Origin of the sequence: Cellulosimicrobium sp. Marseille-Q4280, from assembly GCF_943181405.1 — a bacterium.
Classification (GTDB): Bacteria; Actinomycetota; Actinomycetes; order Actinomycetales; family Cellulomonadaceae; genus Cellulosimicrobium.
On sequence record NZ_CALPBY010000001.1, the window covers coordinates 756054 to 776913 of the forward strand.

The following is a 20860-nucleotide window of genomic DNA, read 5'->3' on the forward strand; positions in this document are numbered from 1 at the left end:
CGCGCGCCCTCATCCCGACGCCCTGTGGACGAGCCGAGATCTGCCGGGCCTGTGGACGGCCGGGACGACGCCTCAGCCCGGATAGGTCGGGAGCCGCACCTCGGTCGCGACCCGCGTCCACAGCGAGGAGGACCCCGCCGCGTACAGGCTCCCGTCGCTCGTGCCGAGCAGCATCGTGCCGATGCCCGTGCCCGAGGCGAGCGAGACCGCGCCCTCGAGCGGTGACGCCTTGCTCGTCGGACCGCCCACGGGCACGAGGTGCACCAGCGGTGCGGTGTCGCCGATCGACCGTCCGAGCACGCCCAGCGTCGTCCGGTCGACCCACACCACCTGGGTCGCCGCGACGATCGGCTGCCCGACCCGCACCGGCTCGGAGAGCTCGGTCGGCAGGCCGTCCTCGTCCCGCAGGATCCCCGCGACGTGGACCTGGAGCCCCGTCCCCGTCGCGCTCACGACGGCGATCCGCGCGCCGTCGGGCGCGACCCGGAGGGACATGACGGTCCGGCCGTCGAGCCACGGCGCGGCCACCTCCGAGACGGTTCCCTCGAGGTCGGCGACCCGGAGCGACCCCGGCTGCTCCTGCGGCCCGCTCCACACGAGGCCGAAGCGGTCGACGCTCGGCGCGAGGAGGTTCTCGCCGTCCATGAGGAGGACGGACTCGGTGTCCGCCGTGGGTGCCGTCACGAGCCGGCGAGACCCGTCGCGCACGACGAACGTCGCGTCGGACGACGACCCGGTGAACGCCAGCGCGGTCGGCTGCAGGCCCGTGAGCGGGGCGACGGTCTCCACGGGCTGGGTGGACCGGCCGACGATGCTCGTCACCTGGTCGCCTGCGAGGACGACGGGGTCGTTCGGGGTGGTCGCCGGCCGCGCCGTGGTCTCGTCCACGGCGGCGAGGGGCACCCCTTCGACCGTGATCTGCACCTCGCGCGGCGAGGGGTTCCCCAGCGACGCCCCGAGCTGGGCCACGAGCACGGCGCGGTCTTCCGCAGAGGTCCCGGACACGGCGTCCGTGAGCGGCACCTCGACGGGGCCGGCCGGGGCCGCGGTCACCGAGTCGATGCTCAACGCGGTCCCGTCGGGGACGACGGTCGTCACCGAGCCCGCGAGCCACGGGACGGGGCCGACCAGCGTCTCGCGCACCGCGAGCGTCTGCCAGTTCCGGCTCGGGAACCACCGGGCGTCGGGCACGAGGTAACGACGGTCGACCGTCGGGAAGTACAGGTCGGTCGCCCGGTACGTCTGCACGAAGTTCGTCGCCGAGACCACGAGGCCGTCGTCCGTCGTGTCGACGCGCCACTGCCCCTCGTCGTCGCGCACGAGCCCGTACACGAGGTCGGTCGTCGTCCCGGGGACCTCCTCGGTGTACACCCCGTGGGCGTCGACGGTGCCCACGACGTCGGCGGCCGCGCGCACGGTCGCCACGCCCTCCTCGACGCGCGAGTCGTCGACCTCGAGCTCCGGCTCGGCGGCGAGCACGGCGACCTGCGCGAGCGGCGACCAGGTCGTGGCGGTCTCCGGCGTGAGGAACTGCGTGGCCACGTCGAACGAGCCGGACGCGCCCTGGGCCTGCGCCGCGAGGAAGCCCCGCACGATCTGCTCGGGCAGCGCGTCCTCGCGCGGGGCGTCGGCGCGCACGAAGACCGGGCCGCGCTGGGACAGGACCGTCTCGCCGTCCATCACCGGACCCGACGTCGGGATGGACGCGCACGCCGCGACGGGTCCGACCACGAGCGCCGCGGCGAGGGCCGCGAGCGCCGCGCGCAGCGGCCTGCGCCGCGCGACCCGGGTCCCGCTCATCGCCCGCCCTCCCGCACGGTGGAGCCGTGGTCTGCCGGTCCGGACGGTTCGTCCCGGCCGGTGTGCGCGGCGCGGTCGGGGAGCTCGGCAGGGCCGGGGACCGACGCCGGGAGCACCACGGGGATCCCTCCGGTGACCGACGGCAGGTCGGCGGGCCCGACGGTCCCGTCGACGTCCTCGACGACGGCGGCGTGCGCGCTCCACCCGCTGCCCAGACCCCGGTCGCCGGTCACCTCGGAGACCAGCGGGAGCGGCGAGGACTGGAGCCGGATGCCGGCACGGCGCGGCAGCGTGAGGCGGAAGCTCGCCCCGCGCGCGGGCCGTCCCCACGCCTCGAGCCAGCCGCCGTGCAGGTGGGCGTCCTCGAGCGAGATCGCGAGGCCGAGGCCGGTGCCGCCGGTCGTGCGGGCACGCGCGGGGTCGGCCCGCCAGAACCGGTCGAACACGTGCTGGACCTCGTCGGGCGTCATGCCCACGCCGTGGTCGCGCACGACCACCGCGATCGCGTGCCCGTCGCCCTGGACGGTGATCTCCACCGGCTTCTCCTCCGCGTGCTCGACCGCGTTGACGACCAGGTTGCGCACGATCCGCTCGACGCGCCGCGGGTCGACGTCGGCCGTGAGCCGCTCGTCGCCGAGGTGCACCGAGAGCCACACGCCCTTGCGCTCGGCGAGCGGTGCCGCATGGTCGACGGCGGCGCTGACGACGTCGCGCACGTCGCGGCGCTCGGCGTCGAGGACGGCCGCCCCCGCGTCGAACCGGGAGATCTCGAGGAGGTCGGCGAGGAGGTCCTCGAACCGGTCGAGCTGGGCCTGCAGGAGCTCCGTCGAGCGCCGCGAGACCGGGTCGAAGTCGTCGCGCGAGGAGTGCAGCACCTCCGACGCCATCCGGATCGTCGTGAGCGGGGTGCGCAGCTCGTGCGACACGTCGGACACGAAGCGACGCTGCAGCATCGACAGCTCCTCCATGCGCTCGATCTGCTCCTGGAGGCTGTGCGCCATCTCGTTGAACGTGCGCGCGAGCGAGGCCATCTCGTCGTGCCCCTTGACGGGCAGCCGCTCGTCGAGGTGACCGTCGGCGAGACGCTCCGCGACCCGCGCGGCCTGACGCACCGGGACGACGGCCTGGCGCGTGACGAGCGCGGTGATCCCGACGAGGAGGGCGAGCAGGACGAGCGCCCCGACGAGAAGGACCGACTGGAGGAAGGACAGCGTCTCCTGGTCCGCCTCGAGGTCGTAGAGGTAGTAGAGCTCGTAGGTCCCGCCGATCGGCACCTCGACCGTCGAGCCGACGACGACGCCCGGCACCACCGGCGACTCCGGGTCGCCCGGATCGCGCGGGATGGCCACCGACTGCCGCTGCTGCCCGCCGTCCGCGGCGAGCGTCTGCTCCCGCATCTCGGGCGAGACGAGCCCGTCGAGCTGGTCGTTCGACGAGAGGTCGAGCAGCGCCCCGGACGTCTCGTCGTCCGCGCGCCACAGGAAGACCTCCCGCGACGCCGAGCCGCTGTACAGCAGCATCGAGTAGAGGTCGTACAGGAGCGACTGCGCCTCGGAGACGCTGGACGCCGGTGAGGCGTCGAGCGTGCGGCGGGCCTGCGCCGTGGACTGCGCGCTCTCGAGGTCGATCTCGGCCAGGCGGCGCTCGAACAGGCCGTCGCGCATCGAGTCCGACAGGTACGCGCCGAGGGCGGCCACCACGACGACGCCGACGACGAGCGCCGACGTGACGACCCGCAGCTGCATCGACGAGCGCCACCGCCACACGGCGCGGCGCACAGCGGCCCGCAGCCGGAGCCGCAGCCGGGTCCACGCCCCGCGTCGCCGTGCACCCCTGCCGGCCGTCGTGCTCACGTCCGCGCCGCGCCCGCCTTGTACCCGACGCCACGGACGGTGAGCACGATCTCCGGGTTCTCCGGGTCGTGCTCGATCTTCGACCGCAGACGCTGGACGTGGACGTTGACGAGGCGCGTGTCCGCGGCGTGCCGGTAGCCCCAGACCTTCTCGAGCAGGACCTCGCGCGTGAAGACCTGCCACGGCTTGCGCGCGAGGGCGACGAGCAGGTCGAACTCGAGGGGGGTGAGCGCGATGGCCTCTCCGCCGCGCAGCACCCGGTGCCCCGTGACGTCGATCTCGACGTCGCCGATGGCGAGGTGCTCCGGCGCGGGCTCGTCCGTGCGGCGCAGGCGCGCGCGGATGCGGGCCACGAGCTCCTTGGGCTTGAAGGGCTTCGAGATGTAGTCGTCCGCGCCCGACTCGAGCCCCAGCACGACGTCGACCGTGTCGCTCTTGGCCGTGAGCATGATGACGGGCACGCCCGACTCCGCCCGGATGAGCCGGCACACCTCGGTGCCGTCCTTGCCGGGAAGCATGAGGTCGAGCAGCACGAGGTCGGGCTGCGCGTTGCGGAACGCCTCCAGCGCGAGGTCTCCGTCCGCGCAGAAGACGGGCTCGAACCCCTCCGAGCGCAGGACGATGCCGATCATCTCGGCCAGGGCGGTGTCGTCGTCGACCACGAGCACGCGAACCTTCATGCGCACATCTTGCCATCGCGGGGCGTGGGTACCGGTGGGCGCGCCCCCGTCGTGGGTCGGGGGCCCGTACTAGGGTGGCCTCGCCAGCGGTGCCGTGTCGTCCCCGAGACGATCGAGCAGGACACGAGCGGACGACCGGCGAACGATGTGCAGACGACGTTCAGACGACGAGCGAGGACGACAGCCCCGATGAGCACACCTGACGCCCCCGGCACGCCGGACGGAGCGACGCCGGACGCACCGGACGCGCGAGGGGCCGCCTCCGGCTCGGACGCCACGCCCGCGCAGCCGTCCGGGTGGGGGACGCCGTCGTACGGGCAGCCGGGATACGGCCCCGCGGCAGGTCCCGCGCCCGAACGGCCCCGGTACGGCCAGTACGGCCAGCAACCCGGCCAGCCCGAGCAGCAGCACGGACAGGGCCAGTACGGACAGCAGGGTCAGTACGGGCAGCCGGCCCAGGGACAGCCGGCCCAGCACGGACAGCAGGGTCAGTACGGACAGCCGGCCCAGTACGGACAGCAGCAGTACGGACAGCCGGGCCAGTACGGGCAGCAGCAGTACGGGCAGGGTCAGTACGGGCAGCCCGGGTACGGCCCGCCCGCAGGGTTCGGTGGTGCCCCGTACGTCCCGCCCGCCTCGAAGCCGGGGATCGTCCCGCTGCGACCGCTGACGCTCGGCGAGATCTTCGACGGGTCGTTCGGCGCGATCCGCCACAACCCGCGCGTCATGCTCGGCATGACGACGATCGTCGTCGTCGCCGCGACGATCGTGGGCGCGCTGATCGGCTACGCGTTCTCGGGCTACGTCGCGGACCTGTTCTTCGCCCTGCCCTCCGACGCCGGGCTCGGCGGGATGGAGTCGCAGTTCGCGACCCTCTACTCGACGCTCTTCGGGACGGGGATCACCACGGCGCTCGCGACGCCGATCGTCAGCGGCCTCCTCACCGTCTCCATCGGCCAGTCGGTCATCGGCCGCAGGGCGAGCGTCGGGGAGGTGTGGTCGCAGGTCGGGCGTCGCGCGTGGTTCCTCCTCGGGTTCACCCTGCTCCTCGGTCTGGCGTCGACCCTGCTCGTCACGGCGCTCGTGCTGCTCGCCGTCCTCGCATTCTCGGTCGACCCGGCGCTCGGGGGCGTCTCGATCCTCCTCGCGATCCCCGCCTATCTCGTGCTCGTGGTGTGGGTCGGTGTGCGGACGGGGCTGGTGCCGCCCGCGCTCGCGCTCGAGGGGCAGCCGTTCTGGGCCACGGTCGCCCGCGTGTGGCGGCTCACGCGCGGGTCGTTCTGGCGCCTCTTCGGCATCTACCTGCTCGCCTACGTCGCGATCTACGTCGTCACGCAGATCCTCATCACGCCGTTCAGCCTCGTCGGCGGGATCGCGCTGGGCGCCGGCCAGGTGTTCGTCGGCAACCTCGTCATGACCCTCGGGATCGCGGTGTCGACGATCGCCCTGACCCTCTTCCTGGGCAGCGTCGTCGCCCTGCTCTACATCGACGTGCGCATGCGGCGCGAGGGCCTCGACGTCGAGCTCGCCGCGGCAGCGAGCGAGCAGCCCGCGGCATGACCCTCACCCTGCTCTCCGCCGACGTCCCGGTGGAGCCCGGCGCCGAGGAGGCCCGACGCTGGGTCGTCGAGGAGCTCGCGAGACCGGAGTACAGCACGGACCCGTCCCTGCTGGCCCGCTTCCTCGAGTGGCTGGCCGGCCTGTTCGACGGCGCCCCGGCCCTGGACCTCTCCACGCCCTGGGTGGCGCTCGTCGTCGTCGCGGTCGTCCTCCTGGTCGCGGGGATCGCGTACCGGGTCGCGGGTCCCGTCCGCCTCTCCCGGCGACGCTCCACCTCGGCGGTCGTGCTCGAGGACGACACGCGCAGCGCCACCGAGCTGCGCGCCGCGGCCGACGCCGCCGCGGCGGCAGGGGACTGGGCGACGGCCGTGCTCGAACGGTTCCGCGCCGTCGTGCGCTCGCTCGAGGAGCGCGCGCTCCTCGAACCGCGACCGGGCCGCACGGCGTGGGAGGCGGCGCAGGCCGCGGGCGAGCGCCTGCCCGACGTCGCTGCCGACCTCGGGCGTGGCGCCCACCTCTTCGACGACGTCTGCTACGGCAAGGTGGCCGTCGGCCGCGACGCCGACACGTTCCTGCGCGAGCTCGACGCGCGAGCCACCGCCGCCCGCCCGCTCGCGCGCGCGGAGCTCGCGGCGGCCGGTGCTGCCCCGGACGGGGGTGGCGCATGAGCACGACGACGCCGCCACCTCCGACGACGGCCGCGGCTCCGGCCGACCCGACCCGTCTCGTGGCGACCGCGCACCTGCCGGTCGTGGGTGACGGCACCACGGGCGCCAGCCGGGCACGCCGCCGCTGGGCACGCGTCCGCTGGCCCGTCACGGTCCTCGTCGTCCTCCTGGCGCTCGCCGGTCTCTCCGCCGTCGCCCGCCCGACGACGTCGAGCACCCCGCTCGCACCCGACAACCCCGGCCCGGGCGGTGGCCGCGCCGTCGCCGAGGTGCTCCGTGATCGCGGCGTCGACGTGACGTACGTGCAGACCGTGGCCGACGCCGTCGCCGCGGCCGGCGACGACACGACGCTCCTCGTCGCGCAGAGCGACTTCCTCCTCGACGAGCAGGCCGACGCGCTCGTCGCGACCGCGGCAGACCTCGTGCTCGTCGCGCCGAACGAGTACCTCCTCTCGAGAGCGACCGGTGGAGCGGCAGAGCTCGTGTACGACTGGCCCGACGGTTCCGTGGTGCGCGAGCCGCGGTGCGAGGACCCCGCGGCGCGTGCCGCCGGCGGGATCGGCTCGGACGGCGTCGGGTTCTCCCTGACCGGTGCGGGTGCCGGGGCGAGCACGGTCGTGTGCTTCCCGTCCCCCACCGACACGACCGCCGGGGCCTACCTCGTCCACGAGGCCGACGACCGCACCGTGCGCGCCGTGGACACCGGGTCCGTCCTGCGCAACGACACGGTGGCCGAGGAGGGGAACGCCGCGCTCGCCCTGTGGACGCTCGGTGCGGACGAGCGTCTCGTCTGGCTCGTCCCCGACCCGTTCGACACCACCCTGTCCGGCGGTGACGAGCAGCCCGCGCTCGCGCTGCCCCCGTGGACGGGGGTCGTCGCGCTCCAGCTCCTCGTCCTCGTGCTCGTCGTCGCGCTGTGGCGCGGCCGGCGGCTCGGCCCACTCGTCACCGAAGACCTCCCGGTCGTGGTGCGCGCGTCGGAGACGACGCGGGGCCGCGGTCGGCTCTATCGCCGCGCCGGGTCCCGCGGGCACGCCGCCGCAGGACTGCGGGCGAGCGCGGCCGACCGGCTCGCCGGGCGCCTCGGCCTCCCCCGCTCCGCCGACGCGGCGTCCCTCGTCGACGCCGTCGCGCGCGCGACCGGGCGACCACCCGACCAGCTCGCCCACATCCTGTACGGACCCCCACCCGCCGACGACGCGGCGCTGCTCGAGCTCGCGCGTCACCTTGACCAGATCGAGAGCGAGGTCTACCACTCGTGACGCAGCACCCCGACGGCACGCCGCCCCAGCCCGACCGCTTCACCCCCGCACCAGGGCCCGACGCGCAGCCGCGCCCCTACGGCGACCGGCCGCACGACGAGCCGACCTCCGGTTCGGTCGCGGACCGCGTGAGCGCCGCCGCCCAGGGACCGGGCCAGGGCCCCGACGCGTCCCTGCAGCCCGGCGAGCAGCCGTACGCGCCACAGACGCCCGCACCTCGCCCGCCCGCGCCCGCGTACGGAGCCCCGCCCGCGCCGTCGCTCGAGCTGCGCCAGTCGCTGGCCGCCGTGCGCACCGAGGTCGGCAAGGCCGTCGTCGGGCAGGACGGCGCCGTGACGAGCCTGCTCATCGCCCTGCTCTGCAAGGGGCACGTGCTGCTCGAGGGCGTGCCCGGCGTCGCGAAGACGCTGCTCGTGCGCACCCTCGCCGCGTCGCTCGACCTCGGCACCAAGCGCGTGCAGTTCACGCCCGACCTCATGCCGGGCGACGTCACGGGGTCGCTCGTCTACGACGCGCGCACGGCCGAGTTCTCGTTCCGCGAGGGGCCCGTCTTCACGAACCTCCTGCTCGCCGACGAGATCAACCGCACGCCCCCCAAGACCCAGGCGTCGCTCCTCGAGGCGATGGAGGAGCGTCAGGTCTCCGTCGACGGGACGCCGCGGCCGCTGCCCGACCCGTTCCTCGTCATCGCGACGCAGAACCCCGTCGAGTACGAGGGCACGTACCCGCTGCCCGAGGCCCAGCTCGACCGCTTCCTGCTCAAGGTCGTGCTGCCGCTGCCCGAGCGCGAGCAGGAGGTCGAGGTCCTCGCCCGGCACGCGGCCGGGTTCGACCCGCGCGACCTCGCCGGGGCGGGCGTGCGGCCCGTCGCGGCGCGGGAGGTCCTCGACCGGGCTCGCGCCGAGGTCGCGCGCGTGCAGGTCGCGCGCGAGGTGCTCGGCTACGCGGTCGACGTGTGCCGCGCGACGCGCCACTCGCCCTCCTTGTCGCTGGGCGTCTCGCCGCGCGGCGCCACGGCCCTCCTCGCGACGTCACGCGCGTGGGCGTGGCTGTCCGGCCGCTCCTACGTGACGCCCGACGACGTCAAGGCCCTCGCGCACCCCACGCTGCGCCACCGCGTGCAGCTGCGGCCCGAGGCCGAGCTCGAGGGCGTCACCGCGGAGAGCGTGCTCGACACGGTCCTCGCGTCCGTGCCCGTCCCCCGCTGAGGCGCTCGACGTGGCCCTGACGTGGCGCGCCGTCGTGCTCGTGGCGATCGGCATCGTGCCCGTGCTGCTGTTCCCCGTGCCGGGCACGGTGCTCGTGTGGGCGCTGCTCGTCGTCGCCGTGTGCTCGGTCGACGTCGCGCTCGCCGCCTCGCCGCGGCGCGTCGCCATCGAGCGGCGCGTGCCGGGCTCGGTCCGGCTCACCGACCGCACGGCGTCGACCCTGACCCTGACCAACCTCGCACCGCGCCGACTGCGCGCGCTCGTGCGCGACGCGTGGCCGCCGTCCGCCGGGACGCAGGTCAACCGGCACGCGGTCGACCTGCCGCCCGGCGAGGCGACGCGCGCGGTGACGGTGCTGGTCCCGACGCGGCGCGGGGAGCGCGTGGCCGACCGCGTGACGATCCGCTCCTTCGGCCCGCTGCGGCTCGCGGCCCGCCAGGCATCGCTCCCGGTACCCGGGCGCCTGCGGGTCCTGCCCGAGTTCGCGTCCCGGCGCCACTTGCCGAGCCGCCTCGCACGCCTGCGCGAGATGGACGGCCGTGCCGCCGTACAGGTGCGCGGCGAGGGCACCGAGTTCGACTCGCTGCGCGAGTACGTCATCGGCGACGACGTGCGCTCCATCGACTGGCGCGCGTCCGCGCGGGGCCGCGACATGGTGGTGCGCACCTGGCGACCCGAGCGCGACCGTCGCGTGCTGATCGTCGTCGACACCTCGCGGACGTCGGCCACGCGCCTCGGGGACGAACCTCGGCTCGACGCGAGCATCGAGGCGGCACTGCTCCTCGCGGCGCTCGCCGGACGCGCCGGCGACCGCGTCGAGCTCATCGCGTTCGACCGCACCGTCCGCGCCCGGGTCGCGGGGGCAGCGGGTCCGCGGCTCATGCCCGCGATGGCCGACGCCCTCGCGCCGCTCGAGCCCGCGCTCCTCGAGACCGACTGGCCGGGCCTCGTCGGCGCGGTGCACGAGCGGCTCTCCCAGCGGGCGCTCGTCGTGCTCCTGTCGACGCTCGACGCCGCTGCTGTCGAGACCGGTCTGCTGCCCGTCGTCGGACAGCTCACCGCGAAGCACCAGGTGGTCCTCGCCGCGGCGGGCGACCCGGAGGTCGCCGAGCTGCGCGCGGACCGGACCGGCACCACGGAGGTCTACGACGCCGCCGCCGCGGCACGCGGGGAGATCGAGCGCGCCGCCGTCACGACGGTCCTGCGGCAGCGCGGGGTCGAGGTCGTCGACGCGCTGCCCGACGAGCTCGCACCGCGGCTCGCCGACACCTACCTCGCGCTCAAGGCCGCCGGCCGCCTCTGACGTCGCCGCCCGCAGCGCGAAGTGGTACCCCGGTCGCGCGAAGTAGTACCCCGGTCGCGCGAAGTAGTACCCCGGTCGCGCGAAGTAGTACCGCGGTCGCGCGAAGTAGTACCGCGGTCAGGCCCGACGGCGAGTGGTCGCCCTGGGAGTCGGGGGGGTGGGCGCCGCGTCTACCATCCGCCGCTCGTTCCTCGCGGCTCCCGCCAGACCCACCACGACGCGGCGCCCCCCGCCCCTCCCGGCATCGTCTCGCCCTGGCCATCGCTCGCCCGGCGCTGTCACGCTTCAGCGGCACCGGACCGGGGTACTACTTCGCGAGACCACGGGTCTCCCTCGCACACCGGTACTACTTCGCCTGACTGCGGTACTACCTCGCGCTACGGGGTACTACCTCGCGGTACCGGGGTGCTACTTCGCGGGACCACGGGTGCTACCTCGCGCTACCGGGGTACTCCCCGGCGGTCGGGGCCGCGTCGGTGCCACGGGGTAGGGTCGTGGCCGCACGATCCCCGAACCTCAGGAGACCCCGTGGCCTGGCAGCCCACCGACCCGCGCGACCGCGAACGGCGGAACCGGCGCGTCGCGATCATCGTCGTCGCCGCGCTGCTCGCGACGTTCGTCATCCCTGCGCTCGCCATCGTCCTGTCCTGAGCCGGCGGGAGGCGACGTGAGCGACGACCGGTACGGGCCGTGGCTGGATCACGACGCCCTGAACCGCGCGCTGCTCGCGCGCCAGCACCTCGCGCCCCGCCCTGACGCACGGGCGACGACCGCGTCCGACGCGGCCGCGGGGGTCGTCGCCGAGGTGGACCATCTCGTCGGGCTCCAGTCGCAGGTCCCGTCGTCGCCGTACCCCGGCCTGTGGTCACGGGTGCCGGGGTTCGCGACCGACGACCTGGGCGCGCGGCTGCTCGACCGGTCGGTCGTGCGGATCGCGACGCTGCGGGGCACGGTCCACCTCGTCACCGCCGACGACGCGTTCGAGCTCGCCGCCCACGCGCGCCCCGCGCTCGTCGCCTACCTGCGCGCGAAGAACCAGCACGGCGACGCCCTGCGCGACGTCGACCTCGGTGACCTCGAGCAGGCCGCCACCGACCTGCTCGCCGAGCCGCTCACGTCCGTCGAGCTGGGCCGACGGCTCGCCGCGCGCTGGCCGGACGTCGACCCGAAGCACCTCGCGTACGGCGCGCGATGCCTCCTCCCGCTCGTCCAGGTCCCCCCGCGCGGCCTCTGGGGCGCGAGCGGGCCTGGCACCACCACGACGTGGACCACGGCGCACGCGTGGCTCGGCGGCCCGACCCGCCGGTCCGCCGACGAGCTCGACGCCGTCGCGACGGCGAGCGACCCCGAGGCGGTGCTCGCCGCGCGCGTGCGGCTCGTGCGCCGCTACCTCGCGGCGTTCGGCCCTGCGACGGTCGCCGACGTGCAGCGGTGGTCCGGGCTGACGCGGCTGCGCCCCGCGGTCGAGGCGCTGCGACCCGAGCTCGTGACGTTCACCGGCCCCGGTCGACAGGACACCGGCCCGACGAGCGCCAGGAGCGCCGGTGCACCACGCGGCGTCGAGCTGCTCGACCTCGCCGACGCCCCGCGCCCACCCGGCGACGAGCCCGTCCCCGTCGTCCTCGCCGCCGACTTCGACAATCTCCTCCTGGCGCACGACGATCGCACCCGCGTCCTCGGCGCGGTCGCCGTGAAGCAGGTCGTGAGCATCAACGGGCAGGTCGCCGCCACGGTGCTCGTCGACGGCAGGGTGGCCGGCACCTGGGTGTGGACCCTCGACACCGCGGGGGACGAGGCCGTCGCGCGGGTGGACGTGCGGCCCCTCGTCCCGGCGGGGACCAGCGCCGACGACACCGGGAGCTCGATCGGCGCGCCGCACCCCGCGGCCCGGTTGGCCGAGGCCGGCGTCCGGGACGAGGTCGTCGCGCGGGCCGAGGACTGGCTGCGGGTCGCGGCTCCCGAGGCGCGACCGAGCGTCGTCGTCCACGCCTGAGCGCGGGACGGACAGGACGGGTCAGGCGGCGACCGGCGCGACGTCGCCGGCGTGGTCCGCCGAGAGGTCGCCCGTCTCTCCCGCGCGCACCGCGCGACGGCCCAGCACGATCGTGTAGACCCAGAAGCCCGCGAGAGCGATCGCGCCGATGACGATCTTCAGCCACCAGGGCAGGTCCGAGCCCGTGACGAAGCCCTCGATGAGGCCCGAGACCGCGAGCGCGATCGTCAGACCGATCGCGACCGTGACGAGCGCGCGCCCCTCCTGGGCGAGTGCGCGCGAGCGCGGCAGCGGCCCGGGGTCGACCCACGCCCAGAAGATCCGCAGCCCCGCCGCACCGGCGACGAAGATCGACATGAGCTCGAGCAGGCCGTGCGGGGCGATCAGCGTGAGGAACAGGTCGAGCTCGCCGTGCGCGGCCATCATCCCCCCGATCGACCCGACGCCGACCGCGTTGGTGAACAGCACGTACGCCGGGTAGACGCCCGTGATCCCCAGGCCGATGCACTGCGCGGCGATCCAGGCGTTGTTCGTCCAGACGACGGCCGCGAAGTCGAGGCCGGGGTCGTAGTACGACGCGAACGCGTTCTGGACGTAGTCCTCCTGGACGCTCGGCGGCCCCATCGACGCGAGCCCCTCGGGCGTGGTCGCGACCCACACGCCCGCGACGAGCGCGACGACGAGGAACGCCGTCGTGACGCCGACCGACCACCAGCGGATCCGGTACAGCGCCGCCGGGAGCGAGACGACGAGGAACCGCACGACGTCGCGCCACGCGGGCTCGTGCGCGCCCGCGATGCGGGTGCGGGCGCGTCCCAGGAGGTCGGAGAGCCGCGTGACGAGCACGGGGTCGGGGGCGACGGACCGGATCGTCGAGAGGTGGGTCGCCACGGCCTGGTACAGGCGCACGAGCTCGTCCGCCTCGGCGCCGTCGAGCGAGCGTCGCTTCGTCAGCACCTCCAGGCGGTCCCACTGCGCGCGGTGCACGTCGGTGAAGGCGTCGAGGTCCACGACCGATACCCTGCCACACGGGACGGTGGCCCGGCGGCGCGACCGGCCCGGCGACCCCGTCCGGCACCACCCGGTGCGTCGGACGGGACGGACAGACGAGGCGAGGAGCGAGGAGCGACGTGCGCGACGGCATCCTGATCGGTGAGGGCGTGGTCCTCGACGCGCGTCCCGCGTCCTTCCTCTCCCGGGGTCTCGGCTTCTTCCTGGACCTGGTCGCGATCGGGGTCGTCCTCGTCGCGTTCATGATCGTCGCGTCCCGGTCGCTGTCCTTCGTCGACCCGGACCTCGCGCCCGCGATCCTCGTCGCGGTCCTCGTGCTGGTCATGGTCGTCGTCCCGACGACGGTGGAGACGCTCACGCGCGGCCGCTCGCTCGGCAAGCTCGCGCTCGGGATCCGCGTGGTGCGCGACGACGGCGGCCCGGTCCGCTTCCGCCACGCGTTCCTGCGGGCGCTCGTGGGGGTCGGCGAGCTGTGGCTCACGTTCGGGACCGTCGCACTCGTCGCGTCCCTGACCAACGACCGCGGCAAGCGGCTCGGCGACATGGCGGCGGGGACGTACGCCATCCGCGTGCGGGGAGGCAGGGCGACGCTCGCACCGCTCGCGATGCCGCCCTACCTCCAGTCCTGGGCGTCGCACGCGGACATGCGCCGCCTCCCCGACGGGCTGGCGCTCGCCGCCCGGCAGTTCCTCGCCCGCGTCGACCGGCTCAACCCGGCGTCGCGGGCGCGGCTGGGTCAGGAGCTCGCCGGGCAGGTCGAGCGGTACGTCGCGCCGGGGCCGCCCCCGGGGACGCACCCCGAGACGTTCCTGCTGGCCGTGCTCGCCGCACGCCGGGACCGCGACCGGGTCACCGCGCGACGCCAGCAGGCGCTCGCCGCGGAGCAGGCCGAGCTCCTGCACCGGCTCCCGTACTCGGTGCCCGACCCGCCGAGGTGACCGGTCGCGCGGCGCCGTCGGTCCGCCGCGTGCCGCGCCCCGCCGGGCCCTCGAACCGTCCGACGGCACGTGCGATCCCCGCGAGGACGAGCCCGAACGCCCCGAACCACACGGGCCGGCTCGCCCACCAGTCGGCGGAGCCCGGCTCCGGGAGCGGCGTCCCGAGGACCACGAGCACGAACGCCACCACCGCGATCATCGCGGTGACGTGCCACAGGTAGACCGTCATCGAGCGGGCCGCGAGCGCCGCCACGACGCCGCGACCCGGGCCGTCCGCCCAGCGCACGAGGGCACCGCGCGCCGCGAGCACGAGCGCCACGAGGCCGACGGCGTGCAGCAGGACGGGCGCGGTCGGCGGGCCGAGGTTCGACATCGCGTCCCCCGGCATCCCGATGAGCGACACCGGGTACGGCCCGACGGCGACCAGGAGCGCCGCGAGCGCGAGCGCCCCTGCGCCGACCGCGACGAGCACGCCCCGGGACGGCACGACCGCGACCGGCGCGACGCGCCCGCGGCGCACCACACGAAGCCCGGCGCGTGCGTCGGCGTAGAGCATGCCGACCACGTAGGGGACGGCCCACACGAGCACGACGTCCACGAGCGCGAGCCGTTCGAGGCCGGCCCCGAAGCGCAGTGCCTCGACCGCGAGCGGCACCGCGGCGAGCCCCGCGACGACCCACCACCCCGCGGCGTGCAGCGCGCGCCGCAGCACCGGCGTGAGCGCGACGAGCACCACGTAGACGCCGAGGAACCACAGGAGCTGTGGCGCGAGGCGAGCGAGGGTCAGCACCGCGTCGTCGGGCAGCCCGAGGGCGAGGAGGACGCCCACCACGACCACCCACGCCCCGACGAAGACGCCGACCGGTCGTAGCATCCTCGGCAGTCGCCGGGCGACGAGGCGCAGGCCGGAGGGCGTCGCGCCGTCGGGCGTGCGCTGGAGCCCGTACGCGGCCGACGCGCCGGCCGCGAAGAACAGGAGCGCGAGCACCTGCAGCACCCACGTCGCGGCCCAGCCGTACCCGTGGGCGAGCGCGTTGCCGAGCTCGAGGTGCCGGCCGTCCCACGACGCGTCGGCCATGAGCCAGTGCACCGTCACGACGCACACCGTCGCGACGGCCCGGACGGCGTCGACGAAGACGTCGCGCGGTGGTCCGCCGGCGCGGTCGGTGGTCACGCGCTTCCCGACGGCGGCGCGCGGCCCGGCCGTCGGGGTCCGCACAAGCGGGTGCTTCGCGCCCGTCGGCCGGGGCGAGCGGGGTGGGTCGAGCAGGGCGGTCACGGGACGCTCCTCGGTGGGTGGGAGCCGGCGTCATCCGGCTCTCACCAGTCTCAAGAAACGCGCTCTGACCTGGAACGGGACCCTCCCCCGGCCTCCGCGCGGCCAGCCGCCCGACGGCACGGGGGTTCTCCCCCTCCCTCACGAGCCAGCGCCCCACCGGCCGGGACCGGTGAGGCGCTGACAGGGCGTGAGCGGCGTGCCCTACACCTTGAGGTAGCGCAGCACGGCGAGGACGCGGCGGTGGTCGCCCGCGTCCTGCGGGAGGCCGAGCTTGCCGAAGATGGACGTCACGTTCTTCTCGACCGCGCCGTAGGAGAGGAACAGCGTCTCGGCGATCGCGGAGTTCGACCGTCCCTGGGCCATCAGCTCGAGGACCTCGGTCTCGCGCGGCGTGAGGCGCGCGAGACCGTCGTCGGACCTCGACGCGCCCATGAGCTGGCTGACGACCTCCGGGTCGAGCACCGTCTGGCCCGCGGCGATGCGCGTCAGCGCGTCGACGAACTCGCTCACGTCCGCGACACGGTCCTTGAGCAGGTAGCCCACGCCCTGCGCACCGCCGGTCAGCAGCTCGCTCGCGAAGCGCGTCTCGACGTACTGGGAGAAGAGCAGGACGCCGAGGCCCGGGTGCGCCGCCCGCAGCGCGAGAGCCGCACGCAGCCCTTCGTCGGTGAACGTCGGGGGCATCCGGATGTCGACGACCGCGACGTCGGGCAGCGCGTCCTCGGCGGCGAGACGCGTCACCGCGGCGACGAGCGCGTCGCCGTCGGGCACGTCGGCCACGACCTCGTGCCCGCGGCGCGTGACGAGCGCGACGAGCCCGTCGCGCAGGATGGCCGAGTCCTCGGCGATGGCGAGCCGCATCGATGTCCTTCCGTCGGGGTGCGCGGCCATCCTCACACGCGCGCGGGGAGGAGCACCGTCACGACGGTCGGCCCGCCGACCGGGCTCGTCAGCTCGAACGAGCCGTCGACCGAGCGCACGCGCTCCGCGAGGCCGGCGAGACCGGACCGCTGGCCGTCGGAGCCGGGCTGCACGACGCGCGCCCCGCCCTGTCCGTCGTCGCGCACGCGCAGGCGCAGGCGCGCGGCGCGACCGGTGCCCTGCCGCTCGACGAGCACGTAGACGCCCGTGGCGCGCGCGTGCTTGACGGCGTTCGTCACCAGCTCCGCGACGCAGAAGTACGCGATCGACTCCACCGCGGGCGCGAGCCGGCCCGACGCCTCGACGTCCGGGTCGACGTCGACCGTGACGGGGAGGGGCGAGCGAGCGGCGAGCGTCTCCAGGGCGACGGCGAGGCCGTTGTCCAGCGCCGGCGGGTGGATGCCGCGCGCGAGCTCGCGCAGCTCGACGAGCGCCTCCTTCGTCGAGGAGTGCGCGAGGTCGACGAGGTCGAGCGCCTCGCCCGGGTCGCTCCCCGCGGCGAGCTGCTCCTTCGCCTCCCCGAGCTGCATCGCGACCGCGACGAGGCGCGCCTGGGTGCCGTCGTGCAGGTCGCGCTCGATGCGCCGCAGCTTGGCGTCGGCGTCCTCCACCGTGCGGCCGCGCGACTCCTCGAGGTCCGCGACGCGCAGGCTCGCGAGCGTCGGGCCGAGCAGCGCCACGGTGAGCGCGCGGAACAGGTGCGCGAAGGCGCGCGTGACGTGCGGCCAGACCCACAGGAAGAGCGCGCCCGCCAGCACGAGCCCCAGCTGGCGCACCGGGGTGTCCACGAACCAGTCGGTGCCGAACGAGGCGCCACGGTGCCACGAACCGTCGCTCGCCTGCTGGAGCGGCAGCCAGCGCGACCAGAACCAGTGCGTCATGGCGCCGAGGCCGACCGCGAGGAACACCGTGCTCGCGACGAACGAGACGATCGCGAGCGGGAGCGTCACGACGAGGAAGAGGAGCGCCCGCCACCCCGGGCCGTCGCCGAGACCGCTCCACATCGTGCGCCAGAAGCCGCGCGGCCGGACGTAGGGCGCCGGTGCCGCGACGTCGACGCCGAGCATCGAGCGCGCCATCGACCGGTACATCGCCCCCCAGCCGCGACCGCCGACCACGACCCAGCCCGCGACGAGGAGCCCGACGACGGTCACGAGGACGCCCGCGAGGAAGGAGACGGTGAACACCGCGTACGCGAACCCGAACGGCGCGAGCAGCAGCGCGAGCCACAGGTACCCGTACTCGCGCCACGTCCGGCCCGCGAACGGCGCGCGCAGGAAGGAGACCTGCCGGCGGTGGTCCACGTAGCGCGGGTCGGGGCGCGTCCCGGCGAACGCCGCCGCGGCGGCGGAGAGCGGGACGGGCGCAGGGGTGCCCGACGACGACGGCTCGCCCGAGGGAAGGACGCTGGGCTGGTCAGGGGTCACGGCGATCATGGTGCCAGTCTGACGACGGCGACGGCCCTTCCACCAGGGAGCGGTCCGCCGGAGCGGAGGGGGGACACCCCCCGGTCAGGGGACCTCCGTCACGACGCTGGCGGTGGCGGCGTCGACGCGGCCACGTCACCCGGGGCACGGCGACCGCCGGACCAGACCGACCATCCGATCACCGCCGCGAGCAGGACGACGCCGACCACGACGAGCCAGATGCCGTCGCCGCGCAAGGGCCCGAGCAGCCGGTCGTACACGACGCCCGTGGCGTTCTCGCGCGCGGAGGCGGGCAGCGCCTCCAGGTACGCCGAGCGTCCGAACGCGACGGCGCCGACGAGGAGCAGGCCTGCCGCGGCCCACGCCCCCCCGACCAGCCCGACGCCGCGCCGTCGGGCCGGGGAGACCCACACGGCGAGCGCGGCGAGCCCGACGACGACCCACGGCAGCCAGGCCGCGGCGCGGCCGAGCCACGTCACGCCCGTCTGGACCACCGTCACCTGCGGGAACTGGCCGAGCACGAGCTCCGGGTCGACGTCGTCGGGGATGCGCTCGGCGAAGGAGAAGCCGCGCTCCTCGAGCGCCCCGCGGACGTCCTGGACCACGGGCCCGAGGCTGAGCCGCACGACGCCGTCCTCCGAGGCCCGCACGACGTCGCCCTCCCCCGTCACGACGTAGACCACCGCCCGGTGACCGGCACGGTTGACGGTCTCCCACACCCCCGCGAACGCGTCGGACGTCACGACGCGCTCGACGACCTGGTGGACGAGGCGCTCGACCTGCCCGTACACGACGGGCGCGAGCGCGGCCGCGGCGGCGTCGGCCCGCTCGGTGGCCTCGGCCGAGAGCCGGGGCCTCGCCTCGGGGTCGATCGACGCGGCGAGGCCGTCCAGCACGGTCGCGGTCATCGACTCGATGTCCACGCGGGACATGACCTGGTCGGTCACGGTCTCGACGACCTGGTCCTGCACGGACTCCTCGTCGGCGAGGGGCCGCACGATCGCGACGTACCGCTCGGTGTCGAGGAGGGTGCCGTCGGCGTAGCGCGCGACGAGCGCCGCGACCGCGAGGACGGCGCTCAGCGCGAGCAGCAGCCCGCTCGCGGTCCACCGCACCCACCCGGGCACGCGACGGGCCCGACCAGGACCGGACGTCGATCGACGAGACTCCACCGAGCACCACCCTCACGTTGCGACTGCCGAGCCGTGGAACACGTTCCCACAGGTCAGCCGGTGCGGCGCGGGGTGCCCCGCGACCACCTCCTGCTCGGCGACGGTCGCCGAGGAGGTCGTCGCGGGGCCGGTCGCCCGGTGCTCGTCAGTAGCGGTAGTGCTCGGGCTTGTACGGCCCGGCGACGGGCACGCCGAGGTAGTCGGCCTGCGACGACGTGAGCTCCGTGAGCCGCACGCCGAGCGCGTCCAGGTGCAGGCGCGCGACCTTCTCGTCGAGCACCTTCGGCAGGCGGTACACCTGGTGCTCGTAGGAGCGCTCGCGGCCCGCCTCCGCCGACTCCACGGCGTCGCGGTACAGCTCGATCTGCCCGATCACCTGGTTGGAGAACGAGTTGCTCATGACGAACGACGGGTGGCCCGTCGCGTTGCCCAGGTTGAGCAGGCGCCCCTCCGAGAGCACGATGATCGACCGCTCCGCGCGCTCCCTGCCGTCGGCGCTCGTGCCGGCGGGGAAGGTCCACTCGTGGACCTGCGGCTTGATCTCGGTCCGCGTGATGCCCGGGAGGTCGGCCAGGCCGGCCATGTCGATCTCGTTGTCGAAGTGACCGATGTTCCCCACGACGGCCTTGTTCTTCATCGCGGCCATGTGGTCGGCGCGGATGACGTCCTTGTTGCCGGTCGTCGTGATGAAGAAGTCTGCTTCATCGAGGACGTCCTCGATGCGTGCGACCTGGTAGCCGTCCATCGCCGCCTGGAGCGCGCAGATCGGGTCGACCTCCGAGACGATCACGCGCGCGCCCTGGCCGCGGAACGCCTCCGCGGCACCCTTGCCGACGTCGCCGTAGCCCGCGACGAACGCGACCTTGCCGCCCATGAGGACGTCGGTCGCGCGGTTGATGCCGTCGGGCAGCGAGTGCCGGATGCCGTACTTGTTGTCGAACTTCGACTTCGTCACCGAGTCGTTGACGTTGATCGCCGGGAACAGCAGCTCGCCGGCCTCGGCGAGCTGGTACAGGCGGTGCACGCCCGTCGTCGTCTCCTCGGTGACGCCCTGGATCGCCTGCGCGACCGTCGTCCAGCGCAGCGGGTCCTGGTCGATCGCGCGACGCAGGACCGAGCGCACGACGTTCATCTCGTGCGTGTGGTCGGGCTCGCCCGGCAGCGTGTCGGGCGGGACGACGCCCGCGCGCTCGTACTGCAGGCCCAGGTGGACGAGCATCGTCGCGTCGCCGCCGTCGTCGAGGATCATGTTCGGGCCGCGCCGCTCGGCGTCCGCGGAGCCGTCGGCCGGCCACACGAGGATCTGCTCGGTGCAGTCCCAGTACTCCTCGAGGCTCTCGCCCTTCCAGGCGAACACGGGCACGCCGCGCGGGTCCTCCGGGGTGCCGTCGGGGCCGACGACGACGGCGGCAGCGGCCTCGTCCTGCGTCGAGAAGATGTTGCAGCTCGCCCAGCGCACCTCGGCGCCGAGGGCCACGAGCGTCTCGATGAGCACAGCGGTCTGGACCGTCATGTGCAGCGACCCGGCGATGCGGGCGCCGGCGAGCGGCTGCGACGCGCCGTACTCGGCGCGCAGCGCCATCAGACCGGGCATCTCGTGCTCGGCGAGGCGGAGCTGGTGACGACCCGCCTCGGCGAGCGCGAGGTCCCTGACCTTGTAGCGGCCGGGGAGCTCGTCGAAGCCGGGGGTCGTCGTGGGTGCTGGCGCCGTCGTGGACATGATTCTCCTTGGGGACGATCACGGTCGAGGTCTGCGCTGGGGGCTCCCGTCCGCGCCTGTCCGTC

Annotated in this window: 17 protein-coding genes; 8 read left to right on the forward strand and 9 right to left on the reverse strand. The window is 74.8% G+C overall.

Annotated elements, in window-relative coordinates; genetic code table 11:
* Nucleotides 1-72: 72 nt before the first annotated feature.
* From NFS20_RS03385 to mtrA, 3 genes are read right to left on the reverse strand one after another with little or no spacing between them, the layout of a single operon-like run.
* Nucleotides 73-1800, reverse strand: coding sequence for an LpqB family beta-propeller domain-containing protein (locus NFS20_RS03385; protein ID WP_251150313.1), 1728 nt, complete (start codon nt 1798-1800; stop codon nt 73-75).
* The gene (mtrB, locus tag NFS20_RS03390) at nt 1797-3653 is read right to left on the reverse strand and encodes an MtrAB system histidine kinase MtrB (RefSeq protein ID WP_353050410.1); all 1857 of its coding nucleotides are present in this window, start codon (nt 3651-3653) and stop codon (nt 1797-1799) included. Before mtrB ends, NFS20_RS03385 begins: the two co-directional genes overlap by 4 nt.
* On the reverse strand, nt 3650-4333 hold the full coding sequence (gene mtrA, locus NFS20_RS03395) for an MtrAB system response regulator MtrA (protein ID WP_251150314.1): 684 nt from the start codon (nt 4331-4333) through the stop codon (nt 3650-3652). Before mtrA ends, mtrB begins: the two co-directional genes overlap by 4 nt.
* 189 nt (nt 4334-4522) lie before the next feature.
* Here mtrA and NFS20_RS03400 point away from each other — a divergent pair, with 189 nt between their 5' ends.
* The 7 genes from NFS20_RS03400 to NFS20_RS03425 all read left to right on the forward strand — a co-directional run bounded on the left by NFS20_RS03400 (nt 4523) and on the right by NFS20_RS03425 (nt 12327).
* Nucleotides 4523-5893 carry a DUF7544 domain-containing protein gene (locus NFS20_RS03400; RefSeq protein ID WP_251150315.1) on the forward strand — a complete coding sequence of 457 codons (1371 nt, stop codon included), beginning with the start codon at nt 4523-4525 and terminating at the stop codon, nt 5891-5893.
* Entirely contained in the window at nt 5890-6561 is a 672-nt protein-coding gene (locus NFS20_RS03405; protein ID WP_251150316.1) for a DUF4129 domain-containing protein, read from the forward strand. The genes NFS20_RS03400 and NFS20_RS03405 overlap by 4 nt, the downstream gene beginning before the upstream one ends.
* Nucleotides 6558-7823, forward strand: coding sequence for a DUF4350 domain-containing protein (locus tag NFS20_RS03410; protein ID WP_251150317.1), 1266 nt, complete (start codon nt 6558-6560; stop codon nt 7821-7823). The genes NFS20_RS03405 and NFS20_RS03410 overlap by 4 nt, the downstream gene beginning before the upstream one ends.
* A gap of 173 nt (nt 7824-7996) precedes the next feature.
* On the forward strand, nt 7997-9031 hold the full coding sequence (locus tag NFS20_RS03415; RefSeq protein WP_251150595.1) for an AAA family ATPase: 1035 nt from the start codon (nt 7997-7999) through the stop codon (nt 9029-9031).
* Between the two features lie 10 nt (nt 9032-9041).
* Entirely contained in the window at nt 9042-10334 is a 1293-nt protein-coding gene (locus NFS20_RS03420; RefSeq protein ID WP_251150318.1) for a DUF58 domain-containing protein, read from the forward strand.
* A 528-nt stretch (nt 10335-10862) separates the two neighbouring features.
* The gene (locus NFS20_RS22135) at nt 10863-10985 is read left to right on the forward strand and encodes a hypothetical protein (protein ID WP_285821096.1); all 123 of its coding nucleotides are present in this window, start codon (nt 10863-10865) and stop codon (nt 10983-10985) included.
* 16 nt (nt 10986-11001) lie between these two features.
* Nucleotides 11002-12327, forward strand: coding sequence for a winged helix DNA-binding domain-containing protein (locus NFS20_RS03425; RefSeq protein WP_251150319.1), 1326 nt, complete (start codon nt 11002-11004; stop codon nt 12325-12327).
* A 21-nt stretch (nt 12328-12348) separates the two neighbouring features.
* Here NFS20_RS03425 and NFS20_RS03430 read toward each other — a convergent pair whose 3' ends face one another.
* Entirely contained in the window at nt 12349-13338 is a 990-nt protein-coding gene (locus NFS20_RS03430; RefSeq protein WP_251150320.1) for a stage II sporulation protein M, read from the reverse strand.
* A gap of 119 nt (nt 13339-13457) precedes the next feature.
* Between NFS20_RS03430 and NFS20_RS03435 the strand changes: the two genes are divergently transcribed.
* The gene (locus NFS20_RS03435; RefSeq protein WP_251150321.1) at nt 13458-14276 is read left to right on the forward strand and encodes an RDD family protein; all 819 of its coding nucleotides are present in this window, start codon (nt 13458-13460) and stop codon (nt 14274-14276) included.
* On the opposite strand, the gene NFS20_RS03440 is transcribed toward NFS20_RS03435, so the two are convergent.
* From NFS20_RS03440 to ahcY, 5 genes are all read right to left on the reverse strand, one after another.
* Nucleotides 14188-15555 carry an acyltransferase family protein gene (locus NFS20_RS03440; protein ID WP_251150322.1) on the reverse strand — a complete coding sequence of 456 codons (1368 nt, stop codon included), beginning with the start codon at nt 15553-15555 and terminating at the stop codon, nt 14188-14190. The genes NFS20_RS03435 and NFS20_RS03440 overlap by 89 nt on opposite strands.
* 201 nt (nt 15556-15756) lie before the next feature.
* A complete protein-coding gene (locus tag NFS20_RS03445; protein WP_251150323.1) occupies nt 15757-16416 on the reverse strand; it encodes a response regulator transcription factor in 660 nt (219 codons plus the stop codon).
* Nucleotides 16417-16448: 32 nt separating this feature from the next.
* Complete coding sequence (locus tag NFS20_RS03450; protein WP_251150324.1) at nt 16449-17912, reverse strand: sensor histidine kinase; 1464 nt, start codon at nt 17910-17912, stop codon at nt 16449-16451.
* Nucleotides 17913-18001: 89 nt separating this feature from the next.
* Nucleotides 18002-19075, reverse strand: a complete 1074-nt coding sequence (locus tag NFS20_RS03455; RefSeq protein WP_251150325.1) for a hypothetical protein — start codon at nt 19073-19075, stop codon at nt 18002-18004.
* A gap of 145 nt (nt 19076-19220) precedes the next feature.
* Nucleotides 19221-20795 (reverse strand): adenosylhomocysteinase, encoded by a 1575-nt coding sequence (gene ahcY, locus NFS20_RS03460; protein WP_251150326.1) that lies wholly within the window; start codon nt 20793-20795, stop codon nt 19221-19223.
* Nucleotides 20796-20860: the final 65 nt, after the last annotated feature.

What these genes read in the sequence shown, in the direction of transcription:
- NFS20_RS03385 (WP_251150313.1), bottom strand. Translation starts at nt 1,800, where the DNA reads ATGAGCGGGACCCGGGTCGCGCGGCGCAGGCCGCTGCGCGCGGCGCTC.
- mtrA (WP_251150314.1), bottom strand. Translation starts at nt 4,333, where the DNA reads ATGAAGGTTCGCGTGCTCGTGGTCGACGACGACACCGCCCTGGCCGAG.
- NFS20_RS03400 (WP_251150315.1), top strand. Translation starts at nt 4,523, where the DNA reads ATGAGCACACCTGACGCCCCCGGCACGCCGGACGGAGCGACGCCGGAC.
- NFS20_RS03405 (WP_251150316.1), top strand. Translation starts at nt 5,890, where the DNA reads ATGACCCTCACCCTGCTCTCCGCCGACGTCCCGGTGGAGCCCGGCGCC.
- NFS20_RS03410 (WP_251150317.1), top strand. Translation starts at nt 6,558, where the DNA reads ATGAGCACGACGACGCCGCCACCTCCGACGACGGCCGCGGCTCCGGCC.
- NFS20_RS03445 (WP_251150323.1), bottom strand. Translation starts at nt 16,416, where the DNA reads ATGCGGCTCGCCATCGCCGAGGACTCGGCCATCCTGCGCGACGGGCTC.
- NFS20_RS03450 (WP_251150324.1), bottom strand. Translation starts at nt 17,912, where the DNA reads ATGATCGCCGTGACCCCTGACCAGCCCAGCGTCCTTCCCTCGGGCGAG.
- ahcY (WP_251150326.1), bottom strand. Translation starts at nt 20,795, where the DNA reads ATGTCCACGACGGCGCCAGCACCCACGACGACCCCCGGCTTCGACGAG.